The 23,765-nt window shown below is 61.7% G+C and carries 21 protein-coding genes; 11 read left to right on the top strand and 10 right to left on the bottom strand.

The annotated features are described in order from the left end of the window. Window positions 1-23: 23 nt before the first annotated feature. The 5 genes from B9Z34_RS09285 to B9Z34_RS09265 form a co-directional block, all read right to left on the bottom strand. Entirely contained in the window at window positions 24-1,562 is a 1,539-nt protein-coding gene (locus B9Z34_RS09285) for a 2-isopropylmalate synthase (RefSeq protein WP_108427841.1), read from the bottom strand. Window positions 1,563-1,760: 198 nt separating this feature from the next. Then, entirely contained in the window at window positions 1,761-2,576 is an 816-nt protein-coding gene (pssA, locus tag B9Z34_RS09280; RefSeq protein WP_108427840.1) for a CDP-diacylglycerol--serine O-phosphatidyltransferase, read from the bottom strand. A 118-nt stretch (window positions 2,577-2,694) separates the two neighbouring features. Further along, on the bottom strand, window positions 2,695-3,711 hold the full coding sequence (ilvC, locus tag B9Z34_RS09275) for a ketol-acid reductoisomerase (protein ID WP_108427839.1): 1,017 nt from the start codon (window positions 3,709-3,711) through the stop codon (window positions 2,695-2,697). Between the two features lie 39 nt (window positions 3,712-3,750). Beyond that, window positions 3,751-4,242: an acetolactate synthase small subunit gene (gene ilvN / locus B9Z34_RS09270; RefSeq protein ID WP_089953931.1), complete on the bottom strand. Its 492-nt coding sequence runs from the start codon at window positions 4,240-4,242 to the stop codon at window positions 3,751-3,753. A gap of 2 nt (window positions 4,243-4,244) precedes the next feature. Beyond that, a complete protein-coding gene (locus B9Z34_RS09265) occupies window positions 4,245-6,008 on the bottom strand; it encodes an acetolactate synthase 3 catalytic subunit (protein ID WP_108427838.1) in 1,764 nt (587 codons plus the stop codon). A 315-nt stretch (window positions 6,009-6,323) separates the two neighbouring features. Between B9Z34_RS09265 and B9Z34_RS09260 the strand changes: the two genes are divergently transcribed. The 6 genes from B9Z34_RS09260 to B9Z34_RS09235 are packed head-to-tail and all read left to right on the top strand — an operon-like array spanning window position 6,324 to window position 9,611. Further along, the gene (locus tag B9Z34_RS09260; protein WP_108427902.1) at window positions 6,324-6,890 is read left to right on the top strand and encodes an RNA polymerase sigma factor; all 567 of its coding nucleotides are present in this window, start codon (window positions 6,324-6,326) and stop codon (window positions 6,888-6,890) included. Beyond that, entirely contained in the window at window positions 6,887-7,333 is a 447-nt protein-coding gene (locus tag B9Z34_RS09255) for a DUF3619 family protein (protein ID WP_108427837.1), read from the top strand. The genes B9Z34_RS09260 and B9Z34_RS09255 overlap by 4 nt, the downstream gene beginning before the upstream one ends. After that, window positions 7,326-8,054: a DUF3106 domain-containing protein gene (locus B9Z34_RS09250; protein WP_108427836.1), complete on the top strand. Its 729-nt coding sequence runs from the start codon at window positions 7,326-7,328 to the stop codon at window positions 8,052-8,054. Before B9Z34_RS09255 ends, B9Z34_RS09250 begins: the two co-directional genes overlap by 8 nt. Next, window positions 8,051-8,593, top strand: coding sequence for an RDD family protein (locus B9Z34_RS09245; protein WP_108427835.1), 543 nt, complete (start codon window positions 8,051-8,053; stop codon window positions 8,591-8,593). The genes B9Z34_RS09250 and B9Z34_RS09245 overlap by 4 nt, the downstream gene beginning before the upstream one ends. Window positions 8,594-8,607: 14 nt before the next feature. After that, window positions 8,608-9,006 (top strand): diacylglycerol kinase, encoded by a 399-nt coding sequence (locus B9Z34_RS09240; protein ID WP_108427834.1) that lies wholly within the window; start codon window positions 8,608-8,610, stop codon window positions 9,004-9,006. Between the two features lie 5 nt (window positions 9,007-9,011). Then, window positions 9,012-9,611, top strand: coding sequence for a TIGR00730 family Rossman fold protein (locus B9Z34_RS09235; RefSeq protein ID WP_108427833.1), 600 nt, complete (start codon window positions 9,012-9,014; stop codon window positions 9,609-9,611). 36 nt (window positions 9,612-9,647) lie between these two features. Here B9Z34_RS09235 and B9Z34_RS09230 read toward each other — a convergent pair whose 3' ends face one another. Together B9Z34_RS09230 and B9Z34_RS09225 are read right to left on the bottom strand one after the other, a co-directional pair. Beyond that, on the bottom strand, window positions 9,648-9,986 hold the full coding sequence (locus B9Z34_RS09230) for a P-II family nitrogen regulator (protein WP_108427832.1): 339 nt from the start codon (window positions 9,984-9,986) through the stop codon (window positions 9,648-9,650). A gap of 35 nt (window positions 9,987-10,021) precedes the next feature. After that, a complete protein-coding gene (locus tag B9Z34_RS09225; protein WP_108427831.1) occupies window positions 10,022-11,695 on the bottom strand; it encodes an NAD+ synthase in 1,674 nt (557 codons plus the stop codon). Between the two features lie 4 nt (window positions 11,696-11,699). On the opposite strand from B9Z34_RS09225, the gene B9Z34_RS09220 reads away from it, so the two are divergent. Beyond that, window positions 11,700-12,887, top strand: a complete 1,188-nt coding sequence (locus B9Z34_RS09220; protein WP_233249514.1) for a GNAT family N-acetyltransferase — start codon at window positions 11,700-11,702, stop codon at window positions 12,885-12,887. Window positions 12,888-12,969: 82 nt separating this feature from the next. Here the strand turns inward: B9Z34_RS09220 and ppa are convergent, their stop codons facing one another. After that, entirely contained in the window at window positions 12,970-13,506 is a 537-nt protein-coding gene (ppa, locus tag B9Z34_RS09215; RefSeq protein WP_108427830.1) for an inorganic diphosphatase, read from the bottom strand. Between the two features lie 216 nt (window positions 13,507-13,722). Between ppa and B9Z34_RS09210 the strand changes: the two genes are divergently transcribed. From B9Z34_RS09210 to glp, 4 genes are all read left to right on the top strand, one after another. After that, entirely contained in the window at window positions 13,723-15,792 is a 2,070-nt protein-coding gene (locus tag B9Z34_RS09210; protein ID WP_108427829.1) for a sodium-translocating pyrophosphatase, read from the top strand. Window positions 15,793-15,988: 196 nt separating this feature from the next. Beyond that, window positions 15,989-17,131, top strand: a complete 1,143-nt coding sequence (gene moaA / locus B9Z34_RS09205) for a GTP 3',8-cyclase MoaA (protein ID WP_108427828.1) — start codon at window positions 15,989-15,991, stop codon at window positions 17,129-17,131. 5 nt (window positions 17,132-17,136) lie between these two features. Further along, window positions 17,137-17,769, top strand: coding sequence for a molybdenum cofactor guanylyltransferase MobA (gene mobA / locus B9Z34_RS09200; RefSeq protein WP_108427827.1), 633 nt, complete (start codon window positions 17,137-17,139; stop codon window positions 17,767-17,769). Between the two features lie 35 nt (window positions 17,770-17,804). Further along, window positions 17,805-19,115: a gephyrin-like molybdotransferase Glp gene (glp, locus tag B9Z34_RS09195; protein WP_108427826.1), complete on the top strand. Its 1,311-nt coding sequence runs from the start codon at window positions 17,805-17,807 to the stop codon at window positions 19,113-19,115. A gap of 202 nt (window positions 19,116-19,317) precedes the next feature. On the opposite strand, the gene B9Z34_RS09190 is transcribed toward glp, so the two are convergent. Both B9Z34_RS09190 and B9Z34_RS09185 read right to left on the bottom strand, forming a co-directional pair. After that, the gene (locus B9Z34_RS09190; RefSeq protein WP_108427825.1) at window positions 19,318-22,410 is read right to left on the bottom strand and encodes an efflux RND transporter permease subunit; all 3,093 of its coding nucleotides are present in this window, start codon (window positions 22,408-22,410) and stop codon (window positions 19,318-19,320) included. Continuing rightward, on the bottom strand, window positions 22,397-23,740 hold the full coding sequence (locus tag B9Z34_RS09185) for an efflux RND transporter periplasmic adaptor subunit (protein ID WP_108427824.1): 1,344 nt from the start codon (window positions 23,738-23,740) through the stop codon (window positions 22,397-22,399). The genes B9Z34_RS09190 and B9Z34_RS09185 overlap by 14 nt, the downstream gene beginning before the upstream one ends. Between the last annotated feature and the right edge of the window lie 25 nt (window positions 23,741-23,765).

Raw genomic sequence — 23,765 nt, 5'->3', positions numbered from 1 at the left:
TAGTACATCTAAAGGCTTCAGTACTATCCCTGAGCAGCCACCCGATCGGCTTTGCTTTGCAATTTATTGAGTGCACTCAGGTACGCCTTGGCAGATGCCACCACGATGTCCGGGTCAGCGCCAACGCCGTTGACCACACGACCGCTGTTTTGCAGGCGCACCGTCACCTCGCCTTGGCTTTCGGTCGAACCGCTGATGGCGTTGACCGAATACAGCACCATTTCTGCCCCACTTTTGATGTGGGACTCGATAGCCTTCAAGGACGCATCCACCGGACCATTGCCGTCCGACTCGGCCCGGACTTCTTTGCCATCGACCGTGAAAACGACTGCCGCATGGGGGCGTTCACCGGTTTCGCTGTGTTGCGACATCGACACAAAGCCGTATTGCTCTTTTTCAGCGGTCACGCTTTCGTCCCCGACCAGAGCCAAGATGTCTTCGTCAAAGATTTCGCTCTTGCGGTCGGCCAGCTCCTTGAACTTGGCAAAGGCGTTGTTGATTTCGGTCTCGCTGTCGAGCGTGACGCCCAGGTCCTGCAAGCGCTGCTTGAAGGCATTGCGGCCGCTGAGCTTGCCCAAGACGATCTTGTTGGTGGTCCAGCCCACGTCCTCGGCACGCATGATTTCGTAGGTGTCACGCGCCTTGAGCACGCCGTCCTGGTGAATGCCGGAGGCGTGCGCAAAGGCGTTGGCCCCCACCACCGCCTTGTTGGGCTGCACCACGAAGCCGGTGGTCTGGCTGACCATGCGGCTGGCCGCCACGATGTGGCTGGTGTCGATGCCAATGTCGAGGCCAAAATAATCACGGCGGGTTTTGACGGCCATGACCACTTCTTCGAGGGAGCAGTTGCCCGCACGCTCGCCTAAGCCGTTGATGGTGCACTCGACCTGACGCGCCCCACCCAACTTGACGCCTGCCAAGGAGTTGGCCACGGCCATGCCCAAGTCGTTGTGGCAATGCACAGACCAGATGGCTTTGTCCGAGTTGGGGATGCGCTCGCGCAGGGTCTTGATGAACTGGCCATACAACTCCGGCACCGCATAACCCACGGTATCGGGCACGTTGATGGTGGTGGCGCCCTCGGCAATCACCGCTTCCAGCACACGGCACAAAAAGTCCATGTCGCTGCGGTAGCCGTCTTCCGGGCTGAACTCGACGTCGCCCACCAGGTTGCGGGCAAAGCGCACCGACTGCTTGGCTTGCTCAAACACCTGGTCGGGTGTCATGCGCAGCTTCTTTTCCATGTGCAAAGGCGAGGTGGCAATGAAGGTGTGGATCCGCCCGCTGTTGGCCCCTTTGAGGGCCTCGGCCGCACGTGAAATGTCACGGTCATTGGCACGCGACAAAGAGCAAATCGTGGAATCCTTGATGGCGTCGGCGATGGTTTTGACCGCCTCAAAGTCACCGTTGGAGCTGGCGGCAAAACCGGCTTCGATGACGTCCACACGCAGGCGTTCCAGTTGACGGGCAATGCGCAGTTTCTCATCGCGGGTCATGGAGGCGCCCGGCGATTGCTCGCCGTCACGCAAAGTGGTGTCGAAAATAATCAATTTGTCAGCCATGTTCACTCCTGGTCAAAAACCCGCAAGTCCAAGCAAAAAATGCAAAAGGCCCGTTGCGGATGGCATACGGGCCTTTTGGGAAAATGTTTGCGTGCGCTACACATCCCGCCCGTGGGGCGCTAGCAGTAGTGCAAACAAAGAAAATTTCATACAAACACTGTAGCACAGTTCAAAACAGGCCTTGTCGTGCACAGGACATCACTGGTGTAAGCCACGCTCTTCGGGCTCGTCGGTGGAGGTGCTGATCATGCTGGTCGGCTGCCCTTTGGCCTTGCGCCAGACATAAATCACGTAACCGCTCAGGCCATAAGCCACGAACAAACCGAACAACACGGTGGGCGGGTCGATGTTCACCGCTGCTATGCCCAAAGCCACCAGCACCAGCGTGGCAAACGGCACGCTCTTTTTCATGTGCATGTCCTTGAAGCTGTAAAACGGCACATTGGTCACCATGGTCAGGCCCGAAAACAAGCACACGGCGAACATGCCCCACGACACCGCTTTGGCGGGCACAGCGTTTTCAAACATGATCCACACAAAACCCATCACCAAGGCTGCAGCGGCTGGCGAGGGCAGACCTTGAAAATAACGCTTGTCGACCACACCCGTGTTGACGTTGAAGCGTGCCAAGCGCAGCGCGGCACAAGCGCAGTACACAAAAGCGGCAATCCAGCCCCAACGGCCCAGCTCCTTCAAAGTCCAGACGTAGGCGATCAAGGCAGGCGCGGCACCAAACGACACCATGTCCGACAGCGAATCCATCTGCTCGCCAAACGCACTTTGGGTATTGGTCATGCGGGCCACCCGGCCATCCAGGCTGTCGAGCACCATGGCACTGAAAATGCCCACCGTGGCCAAGTCAAAACGGCCATTGATGGCCATGACCACCGCGTAAAAACCGGCGAACAGCGCGGCCAGCGTGATCATGTTGGGCAGCATGTAAATGCCCTTGGAGGGTTTGCGCACCGGTGCGGCGACTTCGGCGTCTTCAGCGGTGTCGTTGACTTTGTTCATCGTCCATTCCTGTAACGGTTTTTCGGAGCCATCCCGTGTCAGCGGAGTTTAAGGCAGACCCAGCGCCCAAGAAAAAGGCCACCGCAGTGGCCTTTTTCAAACTCGCCCAAGGGCCAGATCAGTTGCGGGTCTTGTCGACCAGCTTGTTCTTGGCAATCCAGGGCATCATGGCGCGCAGCTGGGCACCCACGACTTCGATGGAGTGCTCCGAAGTCAAGCGGCGACGTGCGGTCATGCTCGGGTAGTTGGTCTTGCCTTCCAGGATGAACATCTTGGCGTATTCGCCAGTCTGGATGCGCTTCAAGGCGTTGCGCATGGCTTCGCGCGACTGCTCGTTGATGACTTCAGGACCGGTCACGTATTCGCCGTACTCGGCGTTGTTCGAGATCGAGTAGTTCATGTTGCCGATGCCGCCTTCGTAGATCAGGTCCACGATCAGCTTCAGCTCGTGCAAGCACTCGAAGTAAGCCATTTCGGGGGCGTAGCCGGCTTCCACCAGGGTCTCGTAACCCATCTTGATCAGCTCGACTGCACCACCGCACAGAACAGCCTGCTCGCCGAACAGGTCGGTCTCGGTCTCTTCCTTGAAGTTGGTTTCGATGATGCCGGCCTTGCCGCCACCGTTGGCCATGGCATAGCTCAGGGCCAAAGCGCGGGCCTTGCCGCTCTTGTCCTGGTGGATCGCCACCAGGTGAGGCACGCCGCCGCCTTGGGTGTAGGTGTTGCGCACGGTGTGGCCGGGGGCCTTGGGCGCGACCATCCACACGTCCAGGTCTTCGCGGGGAACGACCTGGTTGTAATGCACGTTGAAGCCGTGGGCAAACGCCAAGGAAGCGCCTTGCTTGATGTTGGGGGCGACGTTGTTGTTGTAAACCTCGGCGATTTGCTCGTCGGGCAACAAGATCATGACCACGTCAGCGGCTTTGACAGCGTCGTTGACTTCCATCACGGTCAAACCGGCTTTGCCGACTTTGTCCCACGATGCGCCGCCTTTGCGCAGACCGACGACCACTTTGACGCCGCTGTCGTTGAGGTTTTGGGCGTGGGCGTGGCCTTGCGAGCCGTAACCAATGATGGCAACGGTCTTGCCCTTGATGACGCTCAGATCACAATCTTTGTCGTAAAAAACTTTCACAGGGTTCTCCTTAGGAATAAACAGGTTCAAAGAGTGGGTTTAGACGCGCAGGATGCGCTCGCCGCGCCCGATACCGCACGCACCCGTGCGCACGGTCTCCAAAATGGCACTGCGGTCGATCGCCTCCAAAAAGGCGTCGTTCTTGGACTGATCACCGGTGAGCTCAATCGTGTAGCTCTTGTCGGTGACGTCGATCACACGGCCACGGAAGATGTCGGCCATGCGTTTCATTTCTTCGCGTTCCTTGCCCACGGCGCGCACCTTCACCAGCATCAGCTCGCGTTCGGTGTAAGCGCCTTCGGTCAGGTCGACCACCTTGACCACCTCGATCAGGCGATTCAGGTGCTTGGTGATTTGCTCGATCACATCGTCCGACCCGGTGGTCTGGATGGTCATGCGCGACAGGCTCGGGTCTTCGGTCGGAGCCACGGTCAAGGACTCGATGTTGTAGCCACGGGCCGAGAACAGCCCCACCACGCGGGACAAGGCGCCCGCTTCGTTTTCGATCAGTACAGCGATGATGTGTTTCATGATTACAGGTCCTCCACGCCCATGAGCATCTCGGTGATGCCCTTGCCAGCCTGAACCATGGGGAACACGTTCTCGGTCGGGTCCGTGCGGATATCCAGGAAAACGGTGCGGTCCTTCAATCGACGGGCCTCGCGCAAGGCAGGTTCCACATCTTCCGGTTTTTCCACCAGGATGCCGACGTGGCCATAGGCCTCGGCCAACTTCACGAAGTTGGGCAAGGCGTCCATGTAGCTGTGGCTGTAGCGGCCGGAGTATTCAATCTCTTGCCACTGGCGCACCATGCCCAGGTAGCGGTTGTTCAGGGCCAGGACCTTGATCGGCGTGTTGTACTGCAGGCAGGTCGACAGTTCCTGGATGCACATCTGCACCGAGCCTTCGCCCGTGACACAGAACACTTCGCTGTCGGGCTTGGCCAGTTTGATGCCCATGGCGTAAGGAATGCCCACGCCCATGGTGCCCAGACCGCCGGAGTTGATCCAGCGACGAGGCTCGTTGAACTTGTAGTACTGGGCCGCCCACATCTGGTGCTGCCCAACGTCGGAGGTAATGTACGCATCCGAGTCCTTGGTCATCTCCCACAAGGTCTCGATGACCTTTTGCGGCTTGATCACCAAATTGTTGCTGTTGTCGTACTTCATGCAGTTGCGGCTGCGCCAGCCTTCAACCGTTTCCCACCACTGACTCAGCGCCTGCGCATCAGGCTTGAGGCCGGACTCGCGGATCATGCCCATGAGCTCGGTCAGCACGTCTTTCACGTCGCCCACGATCGGCACATCGACCTTGACGCGCTTGGAGATGCTGGACGGGTCGATGTCGATGTGGATGATTTTGCGGTCCACCGAAGCGAAGTGCTTGGGGTTGCCGATCACGCGGTCGTCAAAACGGGCACCGACAGCCAGCAAAACGTCGCAGTTTTGCATGGCATTGTTGGCTTCCAGCGTCCCGTGCATGCCCAACATGCCCAGGAAACGGCGGTCGGTGGCCGGGAAAGCACCCAAACCCATCAAGGTGTTGGTGACCGGGAAATTCAGCATGTCCACCAGGGCGCGAAGTTCGGCGCTGGCATCGCTCAGCAGCACACCACCACCGGTATAGATGTAGGGGCGCTTGGCCGACATCAACAACTGCAAAGCCTTGCGGATCTGCCCGCCATGACCCTTGCGCACGGGGTTGTAAGAGCGCATCTCGACCGACTCGGGGTAGCCCGAAAACAGCGTCTTGTTGAAGGAAACATCCTTGGGCACGTCCACGACCACCGGGCCAGGACGGCCGCTTCGGGCAATGTGAAACGCCTTTTTCATGACCGTGGCCATGTCCTTGGCGTCTTTGACCAAAAAGTTGTGCTTGACGATCGGGCGGGTGATGCCCACGGTGTCGCACTCCTGGAAAGCGTCCAAGCCAATGGCCGCAGTGGGCACCTGCCCGCTGATGATGACCATGGGAATGCTGTCCATGTAGGCGGTGGCAATGCCGGTCACGGCATTGGTCAGGCCAGGGCCCGACGTGACCAGCGCCACGCCCACTTCGCCCGTGGCACGGGCAAAGCCGTCTGCCGCGTGCACGGCTGCTTGCTCGTGACGCACCAAAACGTGCTGAATGGTGTCTTGTTTGTAAAAAGCGTCGTAAATGTGAAGAACAGCACCGCCGGGATAACCCCAGACGTATTGCACGTTTTCAGCTTGGAGCGCTTTGACGAGGATTTCTGCGCCGCGCAATTCCTGAGCGCCGGCAGAAGTGTGTGCCGTATCGGCCTTGTTCATTTCCATATTCAACCTTTGTGAATTTCTCTAACGAAAAACCTTGGGTGCCCCTGGGCTCGACTCTTGTGAAGTGGCTTTGGGACTTGAGACCACAGACATGGGCACCAAACTGTAAAAGTGCCGGACGGTGATCCGTTTGCTTTTTTTCAATTGCAATCGCGCATTATCGCATTTGTCAAACGCTCTTTCCGGATTTCGCGACGCGCGGCCTTCGGATGCCATAATTCGCACCCATTGGACGGCGGCCCCCACCGGCCGCCAAGTCCCCCCTCATTTTCCAAAACTGGCAAGCGCACCGCCGACACGGGCGCTGAAAAAAAGTTGGCATCCGACTCCGAACTCTCAGAATTTCTGAAAAACATGGAAAAGAAAGCGTTCAAACGCGCCTTCTACCATGTCCGGAACGAGGATGCGGCCCTGGACATCCTGCAAGACAGCATGATCAAGCTGTGTACCAACTACGCCGACAAACCCATCAGCGAGTTGCCCCTGTTGTTTCAGCGCATCCTGTCCAACACCATGCTGGACTGGTTTCGCAGGCAAAAGACCCGCAACGCCGTTTTCAGCAACTTGGGGGATTTCAGCGGTGCGGATGCAGAAGGCGACTTTGACCTGCTGGAAGTGACCACGGACAGCTCCGGCGAGGCCGGGTCTGAGAGCGCCGAAGACTGGGTGGGCCGACTTCAGACCTTGGAACACATCGAAACAGCAGTCATGGCCCTGCCGGCACGTCAACGAGAAGCCTTCCTGCTGCGTTACTGGGAGGAGCTGGACGTTGCAGAGACCGCCGCAGTGATGGGCTGCTCAGAAGGCAGCGTCAAAACCCATTGTTCTCGGGCCATTCAAGCCCTGAGCAAAACCTTGGGCACACAAGGAATCAGACCATGAAACACCCCCATACACCGACCGAACAAGACGTGGACCGCTGGGGCCAGCATTTTTCGCGCCAGCTGACGCTGGCCGCTGCAGACTTGCCCCATGACATCAGCGAACGGCTGCGCGTGGCCCGGCAGTTGGCCGTGGCGCAGCGCAAGCCGCTGGTGCAGTCACGCCTGGCCAACAACACACAGATCAACAGCAACGGCACCTTGACCGCCCCCGCTGATGAAGGCCTGAACCTGTGGAGCATCCTGGCCTCTGCCTTGCCCCTGCTGGCTTTGGTGATCGGCTTGATGGCCATCCAATGGATCCAGCAAGACCACATCACATCCGAAATCGCTGCAACCGACTCGGCCTTGCTCACCGACGAATTGCCCCCGGACGCTTACACCGATGCCGGTTTCGCCCATTTTTTGAAGCAAAGCCTTGGCCACCCCACCAGCCATGACTGAACGCCATTCCAGCCGACCCATGCGCCTGCGTGCCGCCCTGAAACTGGGCGGCGCTTGGCTTTTGTCGGCTTGTTTGAGCACCGTGTCGGCGCAATCCTCCGAACCGCAAACGCCTGCAGCTGCACCAGGCCAGACCAGCACGCCACAGGCTCAGCCGCGTCCAGCCTCGAAAGCGTGGCAACAACTCACCCCCCAGCAAAAACAAGCTTTGGCACCTTTGGGCGCGCAGTGGGGGGCCTTGACACCCCAGCAGCAAAACAAATGGCTGGCCATTTCAACCAATTTCACGCAACTGTCGGTGACAGACCAGATCACCATGCATGCGCGAATGGCCGACTGGGTGGCCCTGAGCCCGCAGCAACGCAATTTGGCACGGCTGAACTTCAACAAGCTGCAAAATCTGCCCAAAGAAGACAAAAAAGCCAAATGGGAGGCCTACCAGGCCCTGCCCGCCGAAGAAAAACGCCTGCTCTCGGCCGGCTCCAAGCCGCTGCCCAAGAATGCGGCACCGACCGCCAAACCCCTGGAGCCTCACCGTCTGGTTCAAACGCCCTTGAAGGCTGCACCTGGCAGCGCGCCAGCGGCCACCATCGCCATTGACCGCAAAACCCTTTTGCCGCGCCCCGCGGCACTGGCAGCGCCCGCACCCGATGTGCCCACGCCGTCCACGACTGGAGCGCCCGATGGCGTTCGCCAAGCCACAGAAACCGCCCCCTCATGACGCCAAACGGTTCGCCCCCATCTCCTGCTCTGGACCTCACCCCGCCTTCACTCACCCGTCGCATGGCCTGCTGGCTTTACGAAGGCATGCTGCTATTTGGGGTCATGGTGTCTTCCGGGCTGGTGTACTTCATCGCCGCATATTGGCTGACCGGCCTGGCCCCCGGTGACATGAACCTCCACCCCCAACTGAAATCCGGCCTGCAAGCCATCAGCTTTCTGGTGCTGGGGGTTTACTTCATCTGGATGTGGCACCGTGGCCAGACGCTGGCCATGAAAACCTGGCGCATCGAAATGGTCGATCTGCAAGGCCAAAGGGTGAGTCGCAAACTCGCTTTCAAGCGCTACATGGCCAGCTGGTTGTGGTTTCTTCCGCCCCTTGCGGCAGCGGCCCCCTTCCGCTTGTCCGTGATTGAAGTGACCGTTTTGACCCTGGGCTGGGTGGCGATTTGGGCCATCCTCAGCCGCTTTCACCCACAGCGTCAGTTCTGGCACGATGCCCTTGCGGGCACGCGTCTGATTTCCGCACGAACAACCTGAGCCCCAGCGGCACCATGCAAGAGCCATCTCGCCCCCAAGAGGTCAACCCTCAAAAAGCACGCCGAGGCCTGAACCGTATCCTGCATGCGGGGGGTTACTCGATTCAGGGCCTTCGGGCTGGATGGGGAGAGCCCGCGTTTCGTCAGGAAGCCATCCTGGCATTGGCCTTGTTGCCACTGGCTTTCTGGTTGGGCCAAAGCTGGGTCGAAACCGCCTTGTTGGCCGGCTCGGTGGTGCTGGTCATGATCGTGGAATTGCTCAACACCAGCGTGGAGTCGGCCATCGACCGCATCGGTCCGGAGTGGCATGACCTGTCCAAACGCGCCAAGGACATGGGCAGCGCGGCCGTTTTGCTCAGTTTGCTGCTGTGTGGCGGCATTTGGCTGGGCGCCCTTTGGCAGCGTCTGGCTTGACTCTCATGAAATCCCAAACGACTTCACCCGCCTTTTCCATCTGTGTCTATTGCGGCTCCAAACCCGGCAACAAACCTGAGTTTGCGCAAATTGCTGTGGAAGTGGGCACCTGGATTGGCACACACGGCGGCCAACTGGTCTACGGCGGCGGGCGCAACGGCCTGATGGGTCTGGTGGCCGAAGCCACCATGGCCGCAGGCGGCACGGTGATCGGCATCATCCCGACCGCCCTGGTGGAAAAGGAGTGGGCACACCCCGGCTGCACCGAGCTGCATGTGGTGGACACCATGCACGAACGCAAACGCCTGATGGCCGACAAAGCCGACGCGTTTTTGGCTTTGCCGGGAGGCATTGGCACCTTCGAAGAACTGTTTGAAGTCTGGACCTGGCGCCAACTGGGCTACCACGACAAACCCGTGGGCATCCTGAACAGCCTGGGTTATTACGATGGCCTGATGGGTTTCATTGGCCAAGTGGTGCAAGACGGTTTCATGGGCAATTGGCAAACCGAACTGGTGACTCTGGGCACCGAGCCCGAGGCACTGCTGCAAAGCCTGGTGCAAAAAGCTGGATTTGCGCCCCGCGCCAAAATCGAACTGCTCTGATCGGCTGGGCCAGTCTGGAGGGACGCGCCTCCCGGCTCAAATGGCGGTTTCGTCCTGCTCGCCCGTGCGGATGCGCACCACACGCTCGACTGAAGTGACGAAAATCTTGCCGTCGCCGATCTTGCCGGTGCGCGCCGCCTTGACGATGGCGTCCACACAGCGGTCCACGTCTTCGTCTTTGACCACGACCTCGACCTTCACCTTGGGCAAAAAGTCGACCACGTACTCGGCACCGCGGTACAGCTCGGTGTGGCCTTTTTGGCGGCCAAAACCTTTGACTTCGGTCACCGTGAGACCGGTCACACCACATTCGGCCAAGCCTTCACGGACTTCTTCCAGCTTGAAAGGCTTGATGACGGCGGTGATCTGTTTCATGGGAAAAGTCCTTCAAAGATGTTCAAAACACGCCATCAGGCGCGAAACTTGTTGGTCATAGGATAACGCCAATCCTTGCCGAAGCTGCGGTGCGTCACACGAATGCCCACCGGGGCCTGGCGGCGCTTGTACTCGTTGAGCTTGATCAGGCGCGTGACTTTCTCCACATCGGCCCGCTCAAAGCCGTCGGCCATCAGCGCCTCCACACCCTCGTCGTTTTCCATGTAGCGCTGGATGATCGCGTCCAGCACCTCATAAGCGGGCAGGCTGTCCTGGTCTTTCTGGTCGGGGCGCAGCTCGGCGCTGGGCGGCCGAGTGATGATGCGCTCGGGGATGGGTTGGCTGCCCGTGCCATACGGATCATGAAGGTTGCGCCAGCGGGCCAGGTCAAACACACGGGTCTTCACCACGTCCTTAATGACCGCAAAGCCGCCGGCCATGTCGCCATACAGCGTGCAGTAACCGGTGGCCATCTCGCTCTTGTTGCCCGTGGTCAGCACAATCGCCCCGGTCTTGTTGGACAGCGCCATGAGCAGCGTGCCGCGGATGCGGGCCTGGATGTTTTCTTCGGTCGTGTCTTCTTTCAGGCCCTCAAACTGCGCCGACAGCGCCTGCTTGAAGCCGTCAAACAAAGGGGCAATCGGGATTTCGTCGTAACGCACACCCAGGCGTTTGACCATCTCACGGCTGTCGATCCAGCTGATGTCGGCCGTGTAGGGTGAGGGCATCATCACCGCGTGGATCTTGTCGGCCCCGATGGCGTCCACCGCGATCGCCAGCACCAGCGCCGAATCGATGCCGCCCGACAGACCCAAAATCGCGCCTTTGAAGCCGTTTTTGCCCAGGTAGTCGCGCACACCCAGCACCAGCGCATCCCACAACTCGGCGTCGGCTCCGGCCATGGGCACCAAAGCCTCGGGCGCAGCACTCAGGTCCACACCTGTGCCGGCTGGCTGGGCCTGCACCGTCATGGCCGCCTCACGGAAACCCTCGGCCCGCGCGACCACCTGGCCCTGCACATTCAGGGCGAAAGAGCGGCCCTCAAAAATCACCTCGTCTTGCCCGCCGACCAGGTGGGCGTAAACCAAAGGCAGGCCGCAATCGGCCACACGCTCGCGCATGCGCTGCTCACGCTCCGGGCCTTTGCCCGCATGAAACGGTGAAGCATTCAGCACCGCCAGCACCTGCGCACCCGCGTCACGCGCCAGGCGGGCGGGCTCATCAAACCAGGCGTCTTCGCAAATCAACAAGCCGACCTTCACGCCCTCGACCTCGAACACGCCCACCCCGATGCCGGGCGTGAAATAGCGGCGCTCGTCAAACACTTGGTAGTTGGGCAGCTCGCGCTTATCGTAAGCACACACCACGCGCCCCTCGCACAAGACGCTCGCGCGGTTGTGGCGGCGCGTCACGGCCACACTGCGGGTGCGCACGCCACCGCCTTCGGGGTGGCCCACCACCACATGCAGGCCCTTTAACCCAGCCAGTTCGCGGGCCACGGTTTTCAGGGCATCATCGCAGGCGTCGATGAAGGCCGGACGCAGCAACAAATCTTCCGCCGCATAGCCGCAAATCGACAACTCGGGCGTCAACACCAAGCGCGCACCCTCGGCATGCGCCCGGGTGGCGAAATCGATGATCTTGCGGGCATTGCCCAGCATGTCACCGACGACGAAGTTGAGCTGGGCCACACGAATTTGGAGAGTCATACAGGTGCTGGAAAATGTGAGCTTGAATTATGTCACCCGGGTGCAGGATGACCTGAACGGCATCGAGCCTGGCGCTTGGGACGACTTGCTCGCCCGGCAAGATGCGCCATCCCCCTTCATGCGGCATGCCTATTTGTCGGCCATGCAGACCAGCCAATCGGCCGTGCCCGAGACCGGCTGGACACTGCAAGTCATCAGTTTGTGGCGCGAGACGCCCACGGGCCTGGCCCTGGCCGCGGCCTGCCCGCTTTACCTCAAGACCCATTCACGCGGCGAGTATGTGTTCGACCACGCCTGGGCAGACGCTTACGCGCGCCACGGTCTGGCCTATTACCCCAAGGCTCTGGTGGCCTCACCCTTCACGCCCGTGCCCGGCAGCCGCTTGCTGGCCGAAAGCGATGCCGCACGCCAGGCCCTGCTGGCCGCCTTGCTGGAGCTTTGCCAAACCCACGACATCCCCTCACTGCACATCCTGTTCGGCAGCCCGCAAGACCTGCAGGCCTGCGAGCAAGCCGGCTTGCTGCAGCGCAGCCAGGTGCAGTTCCACTGGCAGAACCAAGGCTGGCGCGACTTTGATGATTTTTTGGGCAGCCTGAACCAGGAAAAACGGAAAAAAATCCGGCAAGAACGTCGCAAGGTGCACGAGGCGGGCGTCAGCTTTCGCGCCGTGCGCGGCCCCGACATAACCGGCGACGACTGGGCCTTGCTGCTGCGCTGCTACCAGCAAACCTATTGGGAACACGGCAATCCGCCCTATTTGACCCCGTCATTTTTCGACGCCATGCGCCGCGACATGGCCGCCAATTGGCTCTTGTTTGTGGCCGAGCGCGACGGGCAGCCCATCGGCATCAGCCTGATCGGCCTGCATCTGGACGCCCAAGGCCAGCCGCAGGTGGCCTATGGCCGCTACTGGGGCGCGCTCGCGCGGGTGGACTGCCTGCACTTTGAGGCTTGTTATTACCAACCGATTGAATGGTGCATTGCCAACGGCGTGCAGCGTTTTGAAGGCGGGGCCCAAGGCGAACACAAAATGGCCCGCGCCCTGCTGCCCACGCCCACGCACAGCGCCCACTGGCTGACGCACCCGGCTTTTTCAGAAGCGGTGGCGCGCTTTCTGGAGCGGGAAAAAGCGGGGGTGGATAACTACCTGGAAGCATTGCACCAGCACTCGCCCTTGAAGAAAACCCCATGAAAAACGCCTGCATGGCGCAAACCAGGCAGGCGTTGAGCGGTGGGGGTCCGTGCCCACCCCAGTGGGCACGGACCAAGGCCCATCAGGCCTTGGCTTTGTTGTAGTTGGCGATGCCGTCCAGGATTTCCTTGTGGGCAGAGGCTTTCCCTTCCCAGCCCAGCACCTTGACCCACTTGCCTTTTTCCAGGTCTTTGTAATGCTCGAAGAAGTGCGCGATCGCGTTGCGGCGCATGGCGTTCACATCTTCGATGTCTTGCCAGTGCTCGTACATGGGCAAAATTTTGGTGGTGGGCACCGCAATCACTTTGCCATCTACACCGGCCTCGTCTTCCATCATCAGGATGCCCAGGGCACGGCAAGGCACCACCACACCCGGGTGCAAAGCGTAAGGCGTGATCACCAACACGTCCACCGGGTCACCGTCGCCCGAGAGGGTCTGAGGCACATAACCGTAGTTGGTTGGGTAGTGCATCGATGTGGTCATGAAACGGTCCACAAACAGGGCGCCGGTTTCCTTGTCGACTTCGTACTTGATCGGGTCGGCGTTCATCGGGATTTCGATGATCACATTGAAAGTTTCAGGGGCATTTTTGCCGGGGGTGACGTTGTCGAGGGACATCTTGCGGGTCTCTTTGTGAAAAGTTAAGAAAAAGGCAAATCGCTAAGGATTAACCCCGATTTTACTTTCACAGGGCTTGCGCAAACCCCAATTCGGCCCCTTTAATGAAGCGTTGGCCAATCGTTCTCCGGTTTCGGCGATCGAGGAAGCAACGCCGTGGAGGTGCCTCCAGCGCGTTGCACCTCTGTTCAGCGACAACCATCGAGGAGTTCAACGATGACAGGAAATTCGGCGCTCATTCTGGCGCTCGTCTGTGGTCTGATTGCCGTGGCTTACGGCATTTGGGCCCGAGGGTGGATCCTTTCTCAAGATGCCGGCAATGCCCGGATGCAGGAAATCTCGGCCGCCATCCAGGCCGGGGCAGCAGCCTATCTGGCCCGTCAATACAAAACCATTGCCATCGTCGGGGTGGTGCTGGCCATTTTGATGAGCGTCTTTCTGGACGGCGTCACCGCCGTGGGTTTTGTGATCGGCGCCGTGCTCTCGGGGGCCTGCGGCTTCATCGGCATGAACGTGTCGGTCAAAGCCAATGTGCGCACCGCCCAGGCGGCCACCCACGGCATTGGCCCGGCGCTCGATGTGGCGTTTCGGGGCGGAGCCATCACCGGGATGCTGGTGGTGGGCCTGGGGCTCTTGGGTGTGACCGGCTTTTTCTGGTTTCTGACCGGCAACGGCAACCTGACGCCCGACAAAAATCTGGCCACCCTGCTGAACCCTTTGATCGGCTTTGCGTTTGGCTCTTCGCTGATCTCGATCTTTGCCCGGTTGGGCGGCGGCATCTTCACCAAAGGCGCTGATGTGGGCGCCGACCTGGTGGGCAAAGTGGAGGCAGGCATCCCTGAAGACGACCCGCGCAACCCGGCCGTGATCGCCGACAACGTGGGCGACAACGTGGGCGACTGCGCGGGCATGGCGGCTGACCTGTTCGAGACCTATGCGGTCACCCTGATCGCCACCATGGTGCTGGGCGCCCTGCTGATCTCGGCGGCTCCTGGCCAGGCCGTGCTGTACCCGCTGGCCCTGGGCGCGGTGTCCATCATCGCCTCCATCGTGGGCTGCTTCTTCGTCAAGGCCTCTCCGGGCATGACGAATGTGATGCCCGCGCTCTACAAAGGCCTGGCCATCTCGGGCGTGCTGTCCCTGGTCGCCTTTTACTTTGTCACCGTGTGGCTCATGCCCGACAACGCCCTGGGCGGCACCGGCGCACAGATGAAGCTGTTTGGCGCCTGCACCGTGGGGCTGGTGCTCACCGCCGCTCTGGTCTGGATCACAGAGTTCTACACCGGCACGCAGTACGCCCCGGTGCGGCACATTGCCCAAGCCTCGACCACCGGGCATGGTACCAACATCATTGCGGGCCTGGGCGTGTCCATGCGCTCAACCGCCTGGCCCGTGATGTTCGTGTGCCTGGCGATCTGGACCGCCTTTGCGCTGGGTGGCCTGTACGGCATCGCTGTGGCGGCCATGTCCATGCTGTCCATGGCGGGCATCGTGGTGGCGCTGGACGCCTATGGCCCCATCACCGACAACGCGGGGGGCATTGCCGAAATGGCCGAGCTACCCAGCAGCGTGCGCGACATCACCGACCCGCTGGACGCCGTGGGCAACACCACGAAAGCCGTGACCAAGGGTTACGCCATCGGCTCGGCAGGCCTGGCCTCGCTGGTGCTGTTTGCCGACTACACCCACAAGCTGGAGGCCTACGGCAAGGCGATCAGCTTTGACCTGTCCGACCCGCTGGTGATCATTGGCCTGTTCATTGGCGGCCTGATCCCTTACTTGTTTGGCGCCATGGCCATGGAGGCCGTGGGCCGCGCCGCAGGCAGCGTGGTGGTCGAGGTGCGCCGCCAGTTCAAGGAAATCCCCGGCATCATGGAAGGCACGGCCAAGCCCGAATACGGCAAGGCGGTGGACATGCTGACCACGGCCGCCATCAAGGAAATGATCATCCCGAGCCTGCTGCCCGTGGTGGTGCCGGTGCTGGTCGGTTTGCTGCTGGGGCCCAAGGCGCTGGGCGGTTTGCTGATGGGCACCATCATCACTGGCCTGTTCGTGGCCATTTCCATGTGTACCGGCGGTGGCGCCTGGGACAACGCCAAAAAGTACATCGAAGACGGCCACCACGGCGGCAAGGGCAGCGAGGCCCACAAGGCCGCTGTGACCGGTGACACCGTGGGCGACCCCTACAAGGACACGGCCGGACCGGCCATCAACCCACTGATCAAAATCATCAACATCGTGGCACTCCTGATCGTGCCGCTGGTGATGAAATTTCACGGCAGCTGAGCCCAGCTGACCGCCTCCAAGGCCCGCTTCGGCGGGCCTTTTTCATGGCACTCACCCCCCGGTGTCATCCGCGATCCAAACCCCTCTTCTTGAAAAATCGACCGCGAGTTTCAAAAACCTGGGGGCCACGCCAGAACAACCCAGGACCGAGGGGTCATGACCGCCTGACCGGGTTTAAGGGCACAATCGAGCCCCTATGTCTGAACGCGTCATCGCGCTGGTTGACCAGCGACACCCCAGCCTGCCTTTGCCTGCCCTGCCCTCGGGGCAAGACCTGAGCGCACTGCCCCTGGACGGCCTGCGTCGCCCCCTGACCGATTTGCGTATCAGCGTGACCGACCGCTGCAACTTCCGCTGCAGCTATTGCATGCCCAAGGAAGTGTTCGACAAGGATTACGCCTACCTGCCGCACAGCCAGCTGCTGAGTTTTGAAGAGATCACCCGCATCGCAGGCGTGTTTGTGGGCCAGGGCGTTCGCAAAATCCGCCTGACCGGGGGCGAGCCCCTGCTGCGCAAGAACATCGAAATCCTGATCGAACAGCTCGCGGCCTTGCGCACACCCGATGGCCAGCCGCTGGATCTGACCCTGACCACCAACGGCTCGCTTTTGGCCCGCAAGGCCCAAAGCCTGAAAAACGCCGGACTGCAACGCGTCACGGTGAGCCTGGACGGGCTGGATGACACCGTTTTCCGCCGCATGAACGATGTGGACTTTCCGGTGGCCGATGTGCTGGAAGGCATTGCCGCGGCTCAGGCCGCAGGTCTGGGGCCGATCAAGGTCAACATGGTGGTCAAGCGCGGCACCAACGAGCACGAGATTTTGCCCATGGCCCGGCACTTCCGGGGCACGGGCATCGTGCTGCGCTTCATCGAATACATGGACGTGGGCGCGACGAATGGCTGGTGCATGGACGAGGTGCTGCCCAGCGCCGACGTGATCCGCCGGCTGCAAACCGAGTTGCCCTTGGTGCAACTCGACCCGTCTGCCCCGGGCGAGACCGCCGAGCGCTGGGGTTACGCCAACGCAAAGGGCCAACACGACCCGGCTTTGGGCGAAGTCGGCGTCATCAGCAGCGTGACGCAGGCTTTTTGCGGCGACTGCAACCGCGCCCGCCTCTCCACCGAAGGCCGCCTGTATTTGTGTCTGTTTGCCAGCCAGGGCTACGACCTGCGCCAGCTGCTGCGTGACCCGGCGCAAACAGACACGCAACTGGCGGCCACGGTTCATGCGATCTGGCGCGGGCGTACCGACCAATATTCGCGTCTGCGCAGCCTGCACGGGCCCGACACCGCCAGCGGCCCCGGCCGCCGGGTGGAAATGAGCTACATCGGAGGCTGAGCGCCATGACCCCCCATACCCCCAACGCACCGGGCATCACCGGCCTCATCCTCGCAGGCGGGCGCGGCTCGCGCATGGGAGGCATCGACAAGGGCCTGCAAAACTTCCGCGGCCTGCCACTGGCCCTGCAAACCCTGATGCGCCTGCAGCTGCAAAGCCTGCCGCTGCAAGAAGTGCTGATCAACGCCAACCGCAACCTCTCGGCCTACGAATCGCTGGGTGTGCCGGTCTGGCCCGACAGCATCGACGGTTTTGCCGGGCCGCTGGCGGGTTTCCTCACCGGGCTGGAGCGCTGCGAAACCCCGCTGCTGCTGACGGTGCCTTGCGACACGCCGATGTTCCCGCTCGATCTGGTAGAGCGCCTGCACACCGCCATGACTGAACAAAACGCCGATATCGCGATGGCCGCCGCCCCCGAGGCCGATGGGGCGGTGCGCCCGCAGCCCGTGTTTTGCCTGCTCAAAGTCGAGCTGCTCGAAAGCCTGGTGACGTTCACCCAAGGCGGTGGCCGCAAGATCGATGCCTGGACCGGGCAGCACCGCTGCGCCATCGTGCCGTTCGACCGGCCGGGCGACAGCGCCCAGGCCTTTGCCAATGCCAACACCCTGGCCGAACTGCAACAACTCGAAGCCCTCTGACCCCACCCGCCACGCTTGCAGTGGCCGCGCAGACCATGACCACGCCACCGTCAACCACCCTGTCACCCGCACCGTCGCTGAGCGAAATTGCCGACCGTCTGCAAGGCTACGACCCGCAGGCCCTGTCGGCCCGCCATGTGAACGACTTTCTGGCCCAGCTGGTCCAACCGGTGCGCGAACAAGAAACCGTGGCCCTGATGCAGGCGCACGGCCGCATCCTGGCCCGCGACGTAGTCTCGCCCATCAGCGTACCGCCGCACGACAACTCGGCCATGGACGGCTACGCCTTTCGCGGCACCGAACTCCAAACCGACCGCCCTACCGTCTTGACCGTGGTGGGCACCGCCTTGGCGGGTGCGGCCTGGCAAGGCACGGTGAATGCAGGTGAATGCGTGCGCATCATGACCGGGGCCATCATGCCCGCCGGGCTGGACACCGTGGTGCCACAAGAGCTGGTCCAGATGGACGGCGACAAGGTGCAGATTTCCCCCGGCCTGCTGCAAGCGGGCGACAACCGCCGTTTGGCGGGCGAAGACCTGATGGCTGGGCACCCCGCCCTGCTTGCAGGCACCCGCATCGGCCCCGCCGCCTGCGGCCTCTTGGCCAGCTTGGGCTTGCCCACCGCAAACGTATGGCGCCGACCCAAAGTGGCTTATTTCTCAACCGGTGACGAGATCCTGAGCCTGGGCGAAGCCCCCCGCGAAGGCGCGGTATACGACAGCAACCGTTACACCGTGGCGGGCATGGTGCAGGCCCTGGGCTGTGAATTGATCGACATGGGCGTGGTGCGCGACGAGCCCACCGCGCTGGAGCAAGCCTTTGTGCATGCCGTAAGCCAAGCCGACGCCATCATCACCAGCGGTGGCGTGAGCGTGGGCGAAGCCGATTACACCAAGGCCATGATGAAAAAACTGGGCGATGTGGCCTTCTGGCGCATCGCCATGCGCCCCGGCCGCCCCATGGCCGTGGGCCGCATCCAGCGTGGCGAACGCTCTGCGATCTTGTTTGGTCTGCCAGGCAACCCGGTCGCCGTCATGGTGACTTTTGCTGCCTTTGTGCGGCCGGCCCTGCAACGGCTCATGGGCTGGCAAGCGCCACCCTTGCCCTTGCTCAAGGCCAAAAGCACAGAAGCCCTGCGCAAGAAACCCGGCCGCACCGAATACCAGCGCGGCATCGTCAGCACCAATGCGGCAGGCGAATTGGTGGTCTGCACCACCGGCAACCAAGGCTCGGGCGTGCTCAGCTCCATGGTGCAGGCCAACGGCCTGATCGTGTTGGGACACAACCAAGGCCATGTGGCGGTGGGTGACGAGGTGGATGTGATGGTGTTTGACGGGCACCTTTGAGCGGGCCACTGCTGACCTGACACCTGCAAAAGCGGTCGCCTCAAGGGATGAGGGTTGATGACTTGGTGGGAGCGAGCCCCTGCTCGCGAATGCCAGCCCACAAACAGGTCAACATTCGGCCGCAGGGGCGGCCTCCCACAAGGTGAAAGGCATCCAGACTCGGGTGACTGCCCCCGCTCGCGAATGCTCGCCCCACTGGTATTCAATGCCCGGCCGAATGCCCTGCCGCCGCAGGCTCGTCGTGCGCCACCGTCTTGTTCGGCCCTGGCACCGCCTTGCGGGCCAAGAGCGAATACATGGTGGGCACCACAAACACGGCCAGCAAGGTGCCCAGGCTCATGCCACCCACAATCACCCAGCCGATTTGCGTGCGGCTTTCAGCACCCGCCCCGGTGGCCAGCGCCAGCGGCACCGCGCCAAGCACCATGGCCCCGGTGGTCATCAGGATCGGGCGCAGACGCTGACCAGAGGCCTTGATCAGCGCCTCTTGCGTGGCCAGGCCTTGCTCGCGCAGCTGATTGGTGAACTCCACGATCAAAATGCCGTGCTTGGTGATCAGCCCCACCAGCGTGATCAGGCCGATCTGCGAGTACACGTTGAGCGATCCGCCCGTGAACTTGAGCGCCAACAGCGCCCCAATCATGGACAGCGGCACCGACAACATGATCACGAAGGGGTCGATGAAGCTCTCAAACTGCGCCGCCAGCACCAAGAAGATGAAGAACAGCGCCAGCACAAACACGATCACCAAAGCGCCTTGCGAGCTCTTGAACTCGCGCGAGGTGCCGTTGAGTTCGGTGGTGTAGCCCGGCTTGAGCACCTTGGCAGCCGTTTCGTCCATGAACTTCAAGGCTTCGCCCAGCGAGTAGTCGGGCGCCAGGTTGGCGGTGATGGACACCGAGCGGCGCTGACCGAAGTGGTTCAACTCGCGCGGCGACACGCTCTCGCGCACCTTCACAAGGCTCGACAAAGGAATCATGGTGTCGTTACGGCCGCGCACCTGGATCACGTCGATGTCGTCCGGCGTGTTGCGGGCAGACGGCAGGGTTTGCACGATCACGTCGTATTGCTCGGCATCGCGCTTGTAGCGGGTCACCACGCGGCCGCCCAGCATGGTCTCGATGGTTTTGGCCACCACCTCGATGCTGACGCCCAACTCGGCGGCCTTGACGCGGTCCACTTCCACACGCAGCTCGGGCTTGTTCAGGCGCAAGTCCACATCGGGGGACAAAATGCCCGGGTTCTTGGCGATCTCGTCCATCATCTGACGCGTGATCAGGTTCAGATTCTGGTAACTGTCCGAGGTCTGGATCACGAAGTTCAGGGGCCGCTCGCGGAAGCCTTGCCCCAAAGAAGGCGGCGTGATGGGGAAGGCATTCACGCCCGGCAAGCTGTTGAACTTGCCGCCCAGCTCACGGGCGATTTCCAGTGTCGTTCGCTTGCGCTCATCCCAGTCCACCGCGCGGTACACCACGGTGCCTTGGCCCACAGTCGGGTTGCCCATGTTGGCAAAGATGCGGTCGAACTCGGGGTAAGCCTGACCGAACTTCTCCAGCGAGCGGGCATAGCGGTCGGTGTATTCCAGGGTGGAGCCATCGGGGGCGTTGACCGTGGCCAAAATCGTGCCCCGGTCCTCCAGGGGCGCGAGTTCTTGCTTCATGCTGGGGTAAATCCAGGCAATGCCCACACCCGAGCCGATCATCACCAACACCACCGCCCAGCGGGCACGCGTCAGAATCCGGCGCAAGAGGTTTTCGTAGCCGGTCGACAGCGCCGTGAGCCAACGCTCCATGCTGCGGTCAAACCAGCCAGGGTTGGGGTTGTGGCGCAGCAGCTTGGAGCTGAGCATGGGCGACAAGGTCAGGGCCACAAAGCCGGACACCACCACCGCCCCGGCCAGCGCCAAGGCAAACTCACCAAACAGCTTGCCCGTGCGCCCGGGCGTGAAGGCTAAAGGCGCAAACACCGCCGCCAGCGTCATGGTCATGGCCACCACGGCAAAGCTGATCTCGCGCACCCCCTTGATGGCCGCTGAAAACGGGTCCAGCCCCTCCTCGATGTGCCGGTAAATATTTTCCAGCACCACGATCGCATCGTCCACCACCAGACCAATGGCCAGCACCAACGCCAGCAAGGTCAGGGTGTTGATGGTGAAACCCGCCAGCGCCATCATGGCAAACGCGCCAATCAGACTGACCGGGATGGTGATGATCGGGATGATGGAGGCGCGGAGGGTGCGCAGGAACACGAAAATCACCAAGGCCACCAGCACCACGGCTTCGACGATCGTGGAAAACACGTTCTTGATGGAGCGGTCGATGAACACCGAGTTGTCGTTGGCCACATTGATTTCCATGTCGCCCGGCAAGTCGGCCTTCAGACGTGGAATCATCTCGCGCACACCCGCCGACAACTCCAGCGGGTTGGCCGTGGCCTGACGGATCACCCCGGCAGAAATCGCGGGCTGGCCGTTCAGGCGCACCATGCTGCGGTCGTTGGCGGCGTCTTCCTTGATCTGGGCCACATCGCGCAGCTTGACGGGAAAACCATTCACGCTGCGGATCACGATCTCGCCAAACTGGCCCGGACGGGCCAGATCGGTTTGCGAGGACACGCTGAACTCGCGGTTGGTCGACTCGATCCGCCCTGCTGGCAACTCCAGGTTGCTGCGCCGGATGGCGTCCTCCACATCTTGCGGCGTGAGCTTGTAGGACGACAGGCGGGCATGGTCCAGCGACACCAGCATGGCGTATTTGCGCTCACCAAAAATGCGCACATCGGCCACACCCGTCACGGTCTGCAGGCGTGGCTTGACCACCCGGTTGACCAGGTCGTTGATTTGCAAGGGGTTGAGCGTGTCGCTCGAAAAGGCCAGCCAGATCACCGGGAAGGCATCGGCCTCGACTTTGGCGATCACCGGCTCTTCGATGGCTTGCGGCAAGCGGTTGCGCACCCGCGACGTGCGGTCACGCACTTCGGCGGCGGCCGTGTCGGCGTCTTTTTCCAGACGGAAACGCACGGTGATCTGCGACTGCTCGGCCCGGCTGATGGAGGTGATGACGTCCACCGCGTCAATGCCTGCAATCGAATCCTCAAGAGGTTTGGTGACCTGCGACTCGACCACCTCGGCCGATGCGCCCACATAGCGGGTGGTCACCGTGACGGTGGGTTCGTCGATCTTGGGGTACTCGCGCAGCGAGAGGCTTTTGAAACTGACCGCACCGATCAGCACGATCAGCAAGGACATGACAACGGCCAGGACCGGCCGCCGGATGGAGACTTCAGCGAGCTGCATCGGCACCCCTCAGGCAAGAGTTGGGGCCCGACAGGGCCACGGGCTTGACAGGCGGCTGTACTGGCTTGGCAGCCGCACTCGGAGCGGCAGCGCTGGCAGGAGCCGGGCCAGCCGCTACAGCGGTCGATGAAGAGGCCGATGCGGCAGGCGCCGCCGATGCGCCACCCGCAGGTGCGCCAGCCGGACCCGCCCCAGCGGCAGGTCGACCACCACCGGGCTGGGACAAATCCACCACCCGCACTGCGGTGCCGTCTTTTTGCAAACGCTGGTGGCCTGCTGTCACCACAGTGTCGCCTGCGGCCAAGCCTTCCAGAATCTCGACCTTGCCCGGCTGGCGCAGGCCGACCTTCACCGCCACACGCTCGGACACCTGGACGTCGGGCTTGTCACCCGCCACGACCTTGACCACAAAGGTGCGACCGCCTTGGGGAATGATGGCCTCTTCCGGGATCACCAGTGCGTTTTCACGCGCGCCAAACACCGCGTTCACCCGGGCAAACATGCCCGGACGCAATTGCTGCTGCCGGTTGTCGATGCAGCCCCTGACCCCCACCGAGCGGCCGTTGGCCTCGATCAAGGGGTCCACCGCCTGCACGATGGCCGTGAACGGGCGACCCGGCAAGGCGTCCACCGTCAATTGGGCCTTTTGGCCTGCCCGAATCTTGGCCTGAAAGCGCTCGGGCAGACGGAAGTCGACCAACACGGCGTCGATGTCTTCGAGGTTGACCATGTCAACACCATCCTTGAGGTAATCGCCCACGTTGATCTGCTTGAGACCCGTGATGCCGTCAAACGGGGCCAGCACTTTGAGCCGTTGCAAGGTGGCGTCGGCCAAGGCCAGCTTGGCCCTTGAGACTTCCAGCGCGGCACCGCTTTCATCCAGCGAGCGCTTGCTGATGAAGTTTTGCGTCACCAGCTCCTGGTTGCGCTTGTGGTTGGCCTCGGCAATCGACAGCTCGGCCTTGGCCTGTGACAACTGGGCTTGCTGCAGCTGGTCTTCAAACTGCACCAGCACCTGGCCTTTGCGCACACGCTGGCCATCGTTGAAAAAGATCTGTTTGACACGCCCGCCCACCTCGGGCCGCAGCATGACGCCCTGACGCGAGCGCAAACTGCCCACCGCCTGCGTTTCGTCCACCAGGGTCATGGTGTCCACTTTGGCGACCTCCACTGCGGGGGCTCTGGCTGGGCCTGCGGATGCAGCTGCCGTGGTGGCCGGTTTGACCGCCTCTTCCGATGCACCGCTTTTGTTTTGAAGCCACCAAGCGGCACCAGACGCCACGCCCAAACCCACCAATGCCAGCACGGCGTATTTCTTCTTGTAAGCCATTCAGATCTCTCTCGCAGGTTGAATT

It is taken from the genome of Limnohabitans sp. Hippo3, from assembly GCF_003063665.1.
GTDB lineage: Bacteria > Pseudomonadota > Gammaproteobacteria > Burkholderiales > Burkholderiaceae_C > Limnohabitans_A.
This window is presented reverse-complemented; position numbering and strand designations above follow the sequence as displayed.